This is a genomic window from Acinetobacter sp. YH12106, from assembly GCF_013418995.1.
Lineage (GTDB): Bacteria > Pseudomonadota > Gammaproteobacteria > Pseudomonadales > Moraxellaceae > Acinetobacter > Acinetobacter pseudolwoffii.
In genome coordinates this window covers 1-13557 of sequence record NZ_VPAV01000031.1, presented here as the reverse complement: position 1 = coordinate 13557, position 13557 = coordinate 1, and the positions used below count along the sequence as shown (strand labels likewise).

Here is a 13557-nt window from a genome sequence, read left to right as displayed (position 1 = left end):
TCAGAGGAATAGCAACACGATATGATAAGCTAAAGTGTAGCTATGAGGGGGCAGTTGTATTAGCTTGTATATTTATTTGGCTACCTTTATCGGGTAAATTCTATACTTGAAATGTCAACAGACCCTAGTTATATGCTGAAAAAAGATGTTGAAAAATCAATATTAGCGACTGATAAGATAAAAGTATGTGGTAAATATTTAGGCATCAAATCTATCCCCGGACCTACTCGGGGTGGGCCAACAGATTATATTACTTTTCAAAATACTGATGGAAGTATCAGTAAATTCCACCATATTCCTAGATATCAAGATAAATTATTTGATCTAAATCAAATATATGCTAACGATAGAATTTGTTATTACTACTCATTAAAATATACTGTTGATGGTAATAAATATTTTATTAGTCAAATTGATATCTTAAGACTTAAATAGCACTTAACTGACATATCTTTATTTAACATAATGGCTGTTATGCGAAGTCGACTTGTAATGCAATTTGCATTACACTAATCCTAGTACATTAAATACTTGGGAAATATGATGGCTACTGTTAACTTCAGGGTCGATGAAGCCCTTAAAGAAAAATCTTATTCAATCCTTAAAGAGCAAGGTATTGCACCTACGGATTTCTTCACTAGTATTCTTGAGTATGTTGCTACGACTGGGAAACTGCCCGTCAAAAAAGCTTTGCTTTCGGAAGAAGATGAAGAATTATTAGCCCTTGTCCGTAAGCGCATTAACGATCCTAAAGAGATGTTTGAGGAAGTCACATTAGATGACTTATAAGCTTTTACGTCACAAGGACTTTACAGCAGAATGGGAAAAACTCCCTGTTGCTATACGAGATCAATTTAAAAAGAAACTAGCTAAAGTCATAGAGCAGCCACATATTCCAAAGAACATGCTTAGAGGCGATCTTGCAGGTTGCTATAAAATCAAATTATTAAAAGCTGGTGTCCGACTTGTCTATCAAGTTAAAGATGATCAGGTAGTTATCCTGCTCATTACCGTCGGAAAACGAGCTGATAGCATAGTTTATGACGAAGCGAAAAAGCGAATTAAAGATTAAAAATGGGAGCTTATAGCTCCCATTTTTAACTTCGCATAACGTGTATTATGTTAATTTTAGGGAAATTTAACTATTCTGATTTTGCTGAAATCATAAATTTATAAGAGATAAATAATGCTAATAAAAAGATATTGGATTATTTCCTCGTATGTCCTGTTACTTATTGGATGTACATCAAAAGATATTTCAAAAGATATTCCTAAAGAAGGGGAAATAGTGACATGGAAGCAGAATCCAAATTTGATAGTAAAAGCAAAGCTTGGTCCACGTAGAAAACATATTCCTGCCCAATTTGATAATGAATTTTATCGCCCTGAACGTGAACATTATTTAGGGCAGTTTCCAATTGACTATATTCCTGAAAAATTTCCCGCTATAACTCAAGAGGAAGCAAATACTTTACCAATGCCTGACTCTAATCGACAATTAGAATTTTATTTAACTTTCAATAGGGAAAAAATAGAAGCTACGGATGGTTTTGCACCTGATCATAAAGATCAGGTACGAGTACAAATAAAAGGTTTAGGTTTAGAGATGAGGGAAAATAATACTGATACAAAAAAAGTAATTCTTAATAATATTACTCCGGAATATGTCAAGATGGATTCGAAATTTAAAAAATTCGGCTTGGAATGTTATCGGAGGATTTTTTCTGATGAATATCTATTTTGTTATGCAGATTCGAATATTCCAAATGTTTCTGGTGTCTTTCTTAAAGTTAATACAAGAGGAAGAAGACCAGAAAATGGAGAATCAATTGAAATAATAGGAAATAACTATGAATCAAATAAGTATGGGGATATATGGGTTCAATGGGAAACTAATTTAAACAATTGGGAGAAATGGCAAGATATTGATAATGCAATATGGCGCTTATTAGACACATGGAACTCAGCTCCATCATCTCAAAAAAATAACTAAATTTTACTTATTTAACATAATGGCGGTTATACGAAATTCTGTTGTAGCCCCATACATTCAAGTTTATTTCTTGCATGAATGTATCCTATAGGATACATTACTCTTATGTACTCAATATATACCACTGAAGTCTTTGATGACTGGTTTACTAAGTTAAAAGACCAGCAGGCAAAAAGACGTATACAAGTCCGAATTGATCGGGTTGAAGATGGAAACTTTGGAGATACTGAACCAGTAGGTGAAGGTGTCTCTGAATTACGTTTCTTCTTTGGACCTGGCTACAGGATCTATTACTGTAAGCAAGGGCAAAGGGTCGTTATTCTTTTAGCAGGCGGAGACAAGTCTACGCAAAGTAAAGATATAAAACTTGCCCTACAATTAGCACAAGATTTAGAGGAGGAGCTGTAAATGGCTATCAAACTTCGTAAATGGGACAGTGCTGAACATCTTAAAACAGAAGAAGATATGCAAGCTTACCTACAAGCCTGTATCGATGAATCTAATGGTGATGCGGCATTCATTGCAAAAGCTTTAGGTAATATTGCTAAAGCTAAAGGAATGGCTCAATTATCAAGAGATACTGGTTTAGGTCGAGAAAGTCTTTATAAAGCACTTTCTGGCGATGTAAATCCAAGCTTTGATACTGTTATTAAAGTCGTAAAAGCACTGAATTTACGCTTAGCAATTTAAAAAAAACTAGTAAAAAAGGGAGCTTTAAGCTCCCTTTTTCAACTTCGTATAACGTGTATTATGTTAATTTTAGATTTACTAAAACTATTTTTTGAGAACTAGGCTGTTATGGGAACTGTAAAGCTCAAATCTTCTGATGAAGTTTTTCAATTAAAAATTAGTCTGCTAGGTAGTGATCCTGAAATCTGGAGAACTATTCAAATTTCATCGGCAGCTACTTTATCTAGGCTCCATAAGGCAATTCAATCTGCTTTTGATTGGGAAGATAGCCATTTACATGAATTCACGACTATTAAGCATGAAAAGATCAATAAAAGACAAAAATTGAAAGAAGTTCTACGTGTAGGTAAAAAAATTATATATACATATGATTTTGGCGATTGTTGGGAACATTTGATTACTGTAGAAAGCAGACAATCTCCTGATTTAAATAAAAAATATCCATGTTGTATAGATGGTCAAAATCATGCTCCATTTGAAGATATTGGAGGAATTTTTGGATATCTTGATATTTTAGATGCATTACAAGACCCCAAACATCCAAGATATGACGATTACATGCAAATTATCGAGGATGAAATAGGAGAGATAGAGTTTGATCCGACCTACTTTAATTCACATGATATTAAGTTTTAAACCTGATTTAACATAATGTTGATTATACGAAATCAGTCTGTAAGCCCAAAATAGAAATGTCCGGTTTCTCCAAAGTAAAAATGTCCGCTTTTAGAATATGCACTTTTGCGATTATTGAAGCGGACGGTTTGATATGTTGGTGTCTATGTCGGATAAAGAACTTAAACGATTGTCGGTCTTGCAGGAAATCTGCGATCAACGCATAACTCAATCCCAGGCTGCTCAGCTACTTCATATTTCAGAACGTCAGATCAGACGCTTACTGCAGAAATACAAAGCTCAAGGCCCAGCTGCATTAGCCCATGCTGGTCGTGGCCAAACCAGCAACTGCAAACTTCCTGAAGAACTCAGACTCAAGTGCCTCAATATTGTTTCGGATCAACTCCATGGTTTCGGACCCACTTTAGCGCATGAAAAGCTCACTACCGTTCATGGATTCGATCTTTCAGTGGAAACCCTGCGTTGCTGGATGATTGCAGCCGATTTATGGATTCCTCGCTCCAAGCGCCTGAAACGCCCATATCAGCCTCGATATAACCGAGATTGTTATGGTGAACTGGTACAAATCGATGGCTCACACCATGACTGGTTTGAAGGAAGAGCCGCTAAATGCTGTCTGCTAGTCTTTATCGATGATGCCACAGGCAAATTGCAGCATTTACGCTTCTGTGAATCAGAATCAGCCTTTGACTATATGATTTCGACACGCTTGTATGTTGAACAGCATGGTAAGCCTTTAGCGTTTTACAGCGACAAACATTCAGTCTTTAGGGTGAATCAAAGCAGCAAGAAAGACAGCAAGATTACCCAGTTTGGACGCGTACTCAGTACCCTCAATATCGATATCATCTTCGCTAACTCCCCTCAGGCCAAAGGACGGGTGGAACGGGCCAACAGAACCCTTCAGGACCGTCTGATTAAGGAGATGCGCCTGGAAGGTATCAGTTCGATTGCAGATGCGAATAAGTGGTTACCCTGCTTTATTGAGCAGTTCAATCTCAAGTTTGCAAAGATGTCCTTTAATCCTAAGAACTTACACCGCTCTGCCACCGAAACAGCTGAGTAATTAGATGATATTTTTACCTGGCGAGAGCCACGTAGAGTCACCAATAGCCTGACCATTACTTATGATAAATGTGTATATCTCCTGGAGAGTACAGAAGAAAACCAGAGGCTGATTGGTAAATATCTTGAGTTTCTAGAATACCCGGATGGTACTGTAGCCATCATGCATGAAGGCCGGAAGATCAATTACAGCATCTTCGATAAATTAAGTCAGCTCAACCAGCGAGAGATTGTTGAGAATAAACGGTTGGGTGTTGTTCTGAATCATATCCAACAACAGCATGAAGAACTGGAACAACAAAACAAACGCAATCGTTCTCAAAAGATGCCAAGCAGACGTGCACAGAAAACAGCAATTCAACAACGAAATCTGAATCCTGTGCTTGACTTGGAAATGTCCATATAGGACATTTCTATTTGGTTATTAGGTAGGACATTTCTACTTGGGAATAACACAGTCTGTTAGAACCCATTTAAAGTGTCTATATTCTCACCAATAAAAATGTCTGGTTTATGATGGTTTTCACCATCATGGACTGGATTTAAAACAGTTCGAGATCATCGTATTACCCAGATTCGTGCTGCTGAAACCCTGAGTCGTTCCACCCGTCAAATTACCCGGTGATTGCAGCAGCTCAATCAAGCTGGTGTTTCAGGTATGGTACATGCCAGTCGTGGTCAACCTGACCATCATCGGCATCATCGCCATGATGAGCGGTTAAAATCGCAATGGCTTTCTACTTCGGAATAACCGCCCTATTCATGGGCCTTTGGAGTATTTATTTAATCATCAATCTCTTATGTGAAATCTCATGCTTAGAACCCAGGTAGAACTCTCCTAGATAAATAAATGAGCTAATTAAGCAGTATATTCGAATCATTATTTGAGCCGAATATATGCTATATTCAACTCATCTGAGATTTTTAGAGAAAGATTGCAAATGCAGCAATGGATTTGGCAAGCCCAAAACTGGACAAATTTCACATGGCAAGATTCGATTATCTTACCTAAAACCAGACAGATACATCAAAAAATAGGGATTCTTCTGGGTCAAAGTCAGTATGATCTAGCAAAAGAACAATTCACTCTAGATACTCTACTTGCCAATCTTGTTGCTTCATCAGCAATTGAAAATGAAACCATCAATGTTTTTTCATTACGATCATCTCTAGCTCAACGCTTGGGTGTCACTCTTGAACAGCCCTATCCAAGCTCAGATCGGTCAGAAGGTTTGGCCAATATCATGCTAGATGCACTTAACGATGTTAAACAACCACTGACGGCTGCGCGTCTCGCACAATGGCATCGTTGGCTTTTCAATGATCCAGACTGGACAATGCAACGTTTAAGGATTGGTCAACTTAGGGGGTCAGAGCCTATGCAGGTCGTTTCAGGTCGATTGGATTACCCTAAAGTACATTTTGAAGCACCTCCCAGAAACGGCTTAGAAGACCACTTAAATGCCTTCATAGCGTGGTTCAATCAGAGTCTGAATGATTCATTGCTTGATCCTCTGTTACGTGCAGGTATTACCCATTTATGGTTTGTTACTCTGCATCCTTTTGATGATGGTAATGGTCGTATTACACGTATACTTACAGACCTTGCCCTAGCTCAAATGGATGAACAGAGTATCCGTTTGTATGCAATGTCTACTGCGATATTAAATAAACGTAAAAGTTACTATGAGATATTAGAACAAACCCAAAAAAATGATTCTAATATCACTGATTGGCTGATTTGGTTTCTAGACACATTGAATGATAGCCTTGAAAAAACCTTAGTGCAGATCAGTCGAACATTGTTTAAAAGCCAGTTTTGGCATAAATATTCAAATTTAGCGCTGAGTGAAGAACAACGCAAAGTTCTAAATCGTTTATTAGACGGCGGAGAAAATGGTTTTGAACATGGTATTAGTGCTTCACAATATCAAAAGGTTGCCAAAGTCAGTAAGGCAACAGCCACGCGCCATTTATCAGACTTGCTTGAGAAAGAATGTATCGTCAAATTGGAAGGTGGTGGACGTAATACACGCTATCAGATCAATACGCAGTTATAGAGATGCTCAGCAATCAAAAACATGCTGTATTAAATATACGTATTTATTCACTTTTATTTATTTATTCAGAAAATATCAAAATTACTGCTATATAGCGTCATGATACAAGTTCCTATAAATTAAATTCATAAATTTCAAATATTTAATTTATAGGAAAAAGGACTAAATTTAGCTCATTTTCTATTTAACATTTATATTCATATTTTTTTCAAAATTCATTACTTATTTTCGTATATGTTTCAACGTAGCTTAAAGACATTCATTTATAGGTGTCTTTATGTCTTATCTCATTGCCAAGCATACACATGTCATTGAACATGATAGTGAAGCGATTTATGCAGCTTATCATGTTGCTGATTTTGCACTCAGCGGTCGTAACCAGCGTGATCAAAATCGTGAATTACCTTTTGCAGAAGTGAATTTGTTTAGTCAAAAAGGCTTAGGAGGAATTCGCATTCCACGCGAGTTCGGTGGTGCCTTTGTGTCGAATAAAAGCTTGGCACAGGTGTTTCGTATTATTAATAAGGCGGATTCAAGCTTAGGGCAAATTCCGCAGAACCAGATTGCGCTATTGAACATGATTAATATCATGGGTTCACAACAACAAAAAACATTTGTATTTAACGAAATATTACATGGCAAGCGTCTCGCCAATGGTGGCCCTGAGCGCAATACCAAAGACAGCAAAACCCTAAATACCCGCTTATCGATCGAAAATGAGCGTTACTTTGTCACGGGAGAAAAATTCTATTCAACCGGTAGTAGTTTTGCTGACTGGCTGGCAATTAAAGCGATTCATCCGGAAGGACATGTGGTGCTCACGCTAGTCGAACGATCACAACCAGGTCTTGAAGTGATTGATAACTGGAATGGTTTTGGACAGCGCACCACTTCAAGTGGCACGGTCAAATTAGACCATGTCGAGGTTAATCCCCTACTCATTTTTGATGAGCGTTTATTGGCAAATCAACCGAATTATCGCGGGGCATTTTCACAACTCATGCAAGTGGCGATTGATGTCGGGATTGCTGAAGCTGCCCTTGCAGACACCATTTCTGCAGTCAAACAAGCACGCCCCATCATTGATTCAGGTTTAGACAAAGCCAGCTTCGAACATTACACCCTGCAAGAAGTAGGCAAATCGATTGTGCTGCTTGATGCTGCGATTTTATTGCTTGATGAAGCAGCTGAATATTTAGATGAACTCGATCAACTTACCCAGTTCACTGAACAACAAGCCGCGTTAGCCTCAATTCGTGTCGCAGAAGCAAAAGTCTATGCCAATGATGCGGCATTACACATTTCAGAAAAACTCCTGGAACTCGGTGGCAGCCGCGCAAGTTTGCAGCAGCATAATTATGACCAGCACTGGCGTAATGCACGTGTACACACCTTACATGATCCAATTCGCTGGAAATTACATGCTCTAGGTGACTATTACCTCAACAATACCCTTCCTGCCCGCCATGCTTGGATTTAAGGATCGCGTCATGACATCGTATCAAAAAAATATTTACCTACAGCAAAATCAGCCTATTCATGTGATTCATTCGGATGCTGAGGCATTAGCGATTGCAAAAAAACTTGCGGCCCAGTTTAAAGAAAACGCTATTCAACGTGATGCTGACCGAATTTTGCCGTTTGAGGAAATTGAAGCCTATAGCCAATCAGGTTTATGGGCCATCACCGTGCCGAAAGAATACGGCGGCGCTGATGTATCCAGTTATACCGTTGCGCAAGTGATTGCACTGATGAGTGGTGTGGATGGTTCAATCGGACAGATTCCTCAAAACCACTTTTATGCCTTAGAAGTGTTACGCAATACCGGTACACCTGCACAAAAACAAAAGTTCTATGGCGAAGTTTTAAAAGGTGCACGTTTTGGCAATGCGCTTGCAGAGTTCAAAACCAAAAATTCTACACAAAAACAGACCATATTACGTAAAACCGAACACGGCTATGACATTTCCGGTGAAAAATTTTATTGTACCGGTAGTTTGTTTGCACACCGCATTCCAACATTGGTCAAAGATGAACACCACCGTGAATTTCTGGTCTTTGTACCACGCGACAGCCCAGGACTAGACATCACCGATGACTGGACTGGTTTTGGTCAAAAAACCACAGGCAGTGGCTCAGTCAAATTTCATCAAGTGCAAGTCAATGCAGAAGATATTGTCCCATTTGATGTGGCATTCTCATCACCTACACTGGTTGGTCCGTTTGCGCAAATGATGCATGCTGCGATTGAAACCGGCATTGCCCGTGCAGCCTTCGAAGAAACATTAATTCGTGTACGCCAAGCACGTCCTTGGATTGACTCAAAGGTCGATGTAGCGACAGATGATCCGCTGACCAAATTCGAACTGGGTCGTTTAATTGCCGATGTCCGTGCCAGTGAAGTCCTGCTTAAACAGGCCGCTCGTTCGATTGATGCGGCCAAACCTTCACCGACCCAAGAGAACATCGCTAAAGCTTCTTTAGATGTTGCCAAAGTGCGTGCGCATAGCACTGAAACCACTTTAAAAGTCTCATCAAAACTGATTGAACTTGCTGGCAGCCGTGGCAGCCAACGTGAAGATGGCTTGGATCGTTTTTGGCGTAATGCGCGGGTACACACCCTGCATGATGCATCCCGTTGGAAATATTACTTTATTGCCAACTATGCCGTGAATGCCGTACTGCCACCACGCCGAGGAACGCTCTAATGTCGCATCATTTATCAGTAAATCCTGCAAAAAAAATACTGCTGAATGCCTTTGACATGAACTGTGTCGGGCATATTAACCATGGTTTATGGGCACATCCTAATGATCAATCCCATCGCTTTAATGAACTCAGCTATTGGACTGATTTAGCCAAGACCCTGGAGGGTGGTTTATTCGACGGGTTATTTATTGCAGACATCACCGGTAGCTATGATGTCTATCAGAATAATTTAGACCTGACCTTAAAAGAATCGATTCAGTTACCCAGCCATGATCCAACCACACTGGTTTCTGCCATGGCAGCGGTGACTCAGCACCTAGGCTTTGGGATTACCGTTAATTTAAGCTATGAGTCGCCTTATCAATTTGCCCGTCGTTTTGCCAGTCTCGACCATTTAAGCCAAGGTCGGATGGGTTGGAACATTGTCACCGGTTATTTAGACAGTGCCGCACGCTTGGTCGGTCAACACAGCTTACAAGAACACGATACGCGTTATGAACAAGCCGAAGAATTCTTAGAACTCTGCTATCAGTTTTGGGAAGGCTCATGGGAAGATGAGGCAATTCAAAAAGATAAGATCAATCGTATTTTTACCGACCCACGCAAAGTGCATGCAATTCATCACCAAGGCCAATTTTATCAAAGCCAGGGTGTGTTCCAGGTGGCACCGTCTATTCAGCGCACCCCTGTATTATTTCAAGCCGGTGCTTCACCTCGTGGTTTAGCTTTTGCAACGCAGCATGCTGAAGCCCTATTTATTGGTGCAGACACGGCTGAAAAAGTGAAAGCCCAAGTCGCCAGAATTCGTGAGCTGGCCACACAACAAGGCCGTAATCCTGAAGCATTCAAACTGTTTGTGGGTATCACCGTGGTTTGTGCTGAAACGGATGCGCTCGCTGAAGAAAAATTGGCGGATTATATTCACTATGCCAGCCCTGAAGCGGGTCTGGCGCATTATTCAAGTTCAGTCGGTATCGATTTATCTCAGTTTGCACCTGACGAGCCAATTCCTTACCAAAAAAGTAACAGCATTGTCTCGGTCAACAATAAATTTAAAGAGCAAAGCATCACCCGTAATGATCTTGGCAAACAGCACATTTTAGGTGGACGTTATCCAATTTTTGTTGGTAGCGGTGCCCATGTTGCCGAGCAATTGATTCAATACTTGGATGACACCGGCATCGATGGTTTTAATCTGACCCGTACCGTTGCGCCTGAATCACATCAAGATTTTATCCGTTATGTCATTCCGGAATTGCAACAGCGTGGTCGTTATAAAACCGCTTATCAGGATGGCAGTTTGCGCCACAAATTGTTCCAAAACGGTGATCGACTGCCTGAGCAGCATCCTGTGCAGCAATTCCGCTATGGCATACAGGCAACCGCACAAAAACAACGTGCTTAAAAATGAATCTCAATAAAAACTGATTTAATAAAATATATAGAGGTGTGCAATGGCACAAACAGCAAAAACAAAATGGACACTGATTGGTGTGGTGACGGTGGTCATCGTGATTGGTTTAATCATCTGGAATCAACAAAAATCAAACCCTTCCAATGAATTGGTGATTGGTCTAAGCCCTTCCTTTGCCAAACCTTTACAGGTCGCGGCAGAAGAAGCCAAGGTGCAAGGACTGAATGTTAAATTGGTGGAATTTTCAGATTGGAATACGCCGAACATTACCTTGAATCATGGTGATATCGATGCCAACTTCTTCCAGCATCAACCTTTCTTAAATAACGCAAAAAAACAAACTGATTTTAAAATTAAAGCCTTCGATGTCGGTGCTGCCACCCATGTCGGTCTGTATTCAAAAAAATACAACAGCTTTGCTGAGCTTCCTGATCAAGCCAAAGTGGTGATTCCAAATGACCCAGTCAATCAAGGTCGTGCTTTGCAACTGTTACAACAAGCACAGCTGATTAGCCTGCAACAACCTGATAATTTTTTATCCAGCTTAAAAGACATCGCCAGCAATCCGAAAAAACTGCAATTCATTGAAGTGGAAGGCCCACAAACTGCGCGTGCCATTGATGAAGCGGATCTTGCATTTGGCTATCCACATTATTTACGTCTGGCAAAAACCGCGGATCCTGAAAATGCTTTATTGTTCGACTCAAATACAGATAAACGTTTTGCGATTTTATTTGCCGTGCGTGAAGACTATGAGGATGTTGATGGAAAATTGCGTAAGTTTGTCGATATTTACCAAAATTCACCAAAAGTCAAAGCGGCTTTAGATGCCGACTTTGGTTCTAAACTTTGGTTCCCGGGCTGGAAATAAGGAAAATACCATGGTTAGTTTCGGTTCATCGGTTGAGTTTGCCATTCCGCATATCAAAATTCATCAACTGAATAAATATTATCATGTGCAAGGCAAACAGGTACATGCACTCAAAGACATCAATTTAGACATTCCAAAAGGAAAAATTTTCGGCATTATTGGTAAAAGTGGTGCAGGAAAATCCTCGTTAATTCGTACCCTAAATGGTCTGGAAGGGATGTCTGATGGACATATTCATATCCATCAGCAAGATTTAGCCACTTTAAATCATGAAGAATTAATCCAATTGCGCCAACGTATCGGCATGATTTTTCAGCATTTCAATTTGATGTCGGCAAAAACCGTACATGAGAATGTTGCCCTGCCGCTTAAAATTGCCAAATATCCTGCTGCTGAAATCGATGCACGGGTCACTGAAGTTTTACAACTGGTCGGCTTAGAAAATAAAGCGGAGCACTACCCCTCACAACTTTCCGGCGGTCAAAAACAACGTGTCGGTATTGCACGTGCTCTGGTTCATCATCCTGAAATTCTGCTCTGTGATGAAGCCACCTCTGCTTTAGATCCCGAAAGCACCTCCGTCGTGCTTGCGCTGTTAAAAGAGATCAACCAGAAATTAGGTATTACCATTGTGCTGATCACCCATGAAATGCAAGTGATCCGTGAAATTTGCGATCAAGTCGTGGTGATTGATCAGGGGGAAATTGTCGAGTCAGGACAAGTGTGGTCGGTGTTTTCCAATCCGCAGCAAAAAATTACCCAAGAGTTGCTGAACCTGGAACAGCTCGAATTACCGATTGAACTTTCTGCTGCAAAAACGGAAGCCACTACACACAGCGTTTTAAAGCTGCGATATGAAACTACATTGGTGAATGCACCGAATTTAACTGATTTAACCGCAGCATTTGGTCAGCCGGTGTATTTATATCAAAGCCATGTCGACAGTATTCAGGGGCATTTGATCGGTTCCTTTATTGTGGCGGTGGAAAACACCCAACTCGATCTGGCGGCACTTGCCAGCCAGCTACAACAACACATTGTAAACATCGAGGTTCTCGGCTATGCAAAATCAACTTATTGATCTTCTGATTAGCGGCACAACAGATACCTTATTGATGGTGGGTGTTTCGGCATTTTTGGCTTTTTTAATTGGTTTACCTTTGGCGGTGATTCTGGTCTGTTCCTCTGAACATGGGATTTACCCTTCCAAAAAAATTAATCATAGCTTGGGCTGGATCGTCAATATTAGCCGCTCAGTTCCTTTCTTAATTTTGATGGTCGCTTTAATTCCCATTACCCGCTTTATTGTTGGCACAAGTTATGGGGTTTGGGCGGCAGTTGTGCCTTTAACCCTTGCTGCAACCCCTTTTTTTGCCCGTATTGCCGAAGTCAGTTTACGTGAAGTCGATCAGGGCTTGATTGAAGCCGCACAGGCGATTGGCTGTAACCGAAAACAAATTATTTGGCATGTGCTGTTACCTGAAGCACTGCCTGGCATTGTGGCTGGTTTTACCGTCACCATTGTGACCATGATTAACTCATCCGCGATTGCCGGTGCGATTGGTGCGGGTGGCTTAGGTGATATTGCCTATCGTTATGGTTATCAACGCTTTGATATGCAAATTATGCTTGCCGTGATTGTGGTACTGATTGTGATTGTGATGCTGGTGCAAGCCTGCGGTGACATGCTTGCCCAACATCTCGATAAACGTAAAATTTAAATTCAGCAAACAATAACTTTAGTAAAAGTAACGAGGATAACGTTTTGATTCAAAGTGTTTCATTTATCGGTTTAGGTGCCATGGGTTGGCATATGGCATCACATTTACCAAAACTCGGTATAGAGGTATGCGTTTGGAATAGAACCGAATCAAAAGCACAAGCACATGCAGCACAATTTGCTACACAAGCGGTTTCGATTGAACAGGCCGTACAAGCGGATATCATTATTTCGTGTTTACCCACCAGTGCGGATATTGAAGCACTTATTTCGGCACTGTTGCAAATAGGCTGACATGATAAGCTAAATATCTTATTTATTTCGAGATACAGCAGATGAATCCCTTCCACGGTCGGCACTTTCAAGGTGAAATCATTCTTTGGGCTGTTCGTTGGTATT

The 13557-nt window shown here is 40.4% G+C and carries 14 protein-coding genes and 4 pseudogenes; all 18 read left to right on the top strand.

Going from position 1 to position 13557, the window contains the following annotated elements:
- Nucleotides 1-110 (top strand): annotated as a pseudogene (locus tag FTU45_RS13980) (IS5/IS1182 family transposase); the annotation flags it as partial.
- Between the two features lie 22 nt (nt 111-132).
- The gene (locus FTU45_RS13975) at nt 133-435 is read left to right on the top strand and encodes a hypothetical protein (protein ID WP_180076596.1); all 303 of its coding nucleotides are present in this window, start codon (nt 133-135) and stop codon (nt 433-435) included.
- Nucleotides 436-543: 108 nt separating this feature from the next.
- Nucleotides 544-789 carry a type II toxin-antitoxin system RelB/DinJ family antitoxin gene (locus FTU45_RS13970; RefSeq protein WP_000246756.1) on the top strand — a complete coding sequence of 82 codons (246 nt, stop codon included), beginning with the start codon at nt 544-546 and terminating at the stop codon, nt 787-789.
- Nucleotides 779-1072 carry a type II toxin-antitoxin system RelE/ParE family toxin gene (locus FTU45_RS13965; protein WP_000221358.1) on the top strand — a complete coding sequence of 98 codons (294 nt, stop codon included), beginning with the start codon at nt 779-781 and terminating at the stop codon, nt 1070-1072. Before FTU45_RS13970 ends, FTU45_RS13965 begins: the two co-directional genes overlap by 11 nt.
- A gap of 114 nt (nt 1073-1186) precedes the next feature.
- Complete coding sequence (locus tag FTU45_RS13960; RefSeq protein ID WP_247166041.1) at nt 1187-1993, top strand: hypothetical protein; 807 nt, start codon at nt 1187-1189, stop codon at nt 1991-1993.
- Between the two features lie 105 nt (nt 1994-2098).
- Nucleotides 2099-2401: a type II toxin-antitoxin system RelE/ParE family toxin gene (locus FTU45_RS13955; protein WP_000286964.1), complete on the top strand. Its 303-nt coding sequence runs from the start codon at nt 2099-2101 to the stop codon at nt 2399-2401.
- On the top strand, nt 2402-2683 hold the full coding sequence (locus FTU45_RS13950; RefSeq protein ID WP_000985610.1) for an addiction module antidote protein: 282 nt from the start codon (nt 2402-2404) through the stop codon (nt 2681-2683).
- Between the two features lie 108 nt (nt 2684-2791).
- A complete protein-coding gene (locus FTU45_RS13945; protein ID WP_000537572.1) occupies nt 2792-3319 on the top strand; it encodes a plasmid pRiA4b ORF-3 family protein in 528 nt (175 codons plus the stop codon).
- Nucleotides 3320-3464: 145 nt separating this feature from the next.
- A pseudogene (locus FTU45_RS13940) lies at nt 3465-4790 on the top strand (ISNCY family transposase).
- A gap of 159 nt (nt 4791-4949) precedes the next feature.
- Nucleotides 4950-5123 (top strand): annotated as a pseudogene (locus tag FTU45_RS13935) (ISNCY family transposase); the annotation flags it as partial.
- A gap of 202 nt (nt 5124-5325) precedes the next feature.
- Nucleotides 5326-6444: a Fic family protein gene (locus FTU45_RS13930; RefSeq protein WP_074382678.1), complete on the top strand. Its 1119-nt coding sequence runs from the start codon at nt 5326-5328 to the stop codon at nt 6442-6444.
- A gap of 277 nt (nt 6445-6721) precedes the next feature.
- Complete coding sequence (locus FTU45_RS13925) at nt 6722-7924, top strand: SfnB family sulfur acquisition oxidoreductase (protein ID WP_100355916.1); 1203 nt, start codon at nt 6722-6724, stop codon at nt 7922-7924.
- Nucleotides 7925-7934: 10 nt separating this feature from the next.
- Nucleotides 7935-9152, top strand: a complete 1218-nt coding sequence (locus tag FTU45_RS13920) for an SfnB family sulfur acquisition oxidoreductase (protein ID WP_159516744.1) — start codon at nt 7935-7937, stop codon at nt 9150-9152.
- On the top strand, nt 9152-10558 hold the full coding sequence (locus FTU45_RS13915; protein WP_159516745.1) for an LLM class flavin-dependent oxidoreductase: 1407 nt from the start codon (nt 9152-9154) through the stop codon (nt 10556-10558). Before FTU45_RS13920 ends, FTU45_RS13915 begins: the two co-directional genes overlap by 1 nt.
- A gap of 49 nt (nt 10559-10607) precedes the next feature.
- Nucleotides 10608-11438, top strand: coding sequence for a MetQ/NlpA family ABC transporter substrate-binding protein (locus tag FTU45_RS13910; protein WP_100355913.1), 831 nt, complete (start codon nt 10608-10610; stop codon nt 11436-11438).
- Nucleotides 11439-11448: 10 nt separating this feature from the next.
- Nucleotides 11449-12519, top strand: a complete 1071-nt coding sequence (locus FTU45_RS13905; RefSeq protein WP_159516747.1) for a methionine ABC transporter ATP-binding protein — start codon at nt 11449-11451, stop codon at nt 12517-12519.
- Nucleotides 12500-13159: a methionine ABC transporter permease gene (locus FTU45_RS13900; RefSeq protein WP_100355911.1), complete on the top strand. Its 660-nt coding sequence runs from the start codon at nt 12500-12502 to the stop codon at nt 13157-13159. The genes FTU45_RS13905 and FTU45_RS13900 overlap by 20 nt, the downstream gene beginning before the upstream one ends.
- 44 nt (nt 13160-13203) lie before the next feature.
- A pseudogene (locus FTU45_RS13895) lies at nt 13204-13437 on the top strand (NAD(P)-binding domain-containing protein); the annotation flags it as partial.
- Between the last annotated feature and the right edge of the window lie 120 nt (nt 13438-13557).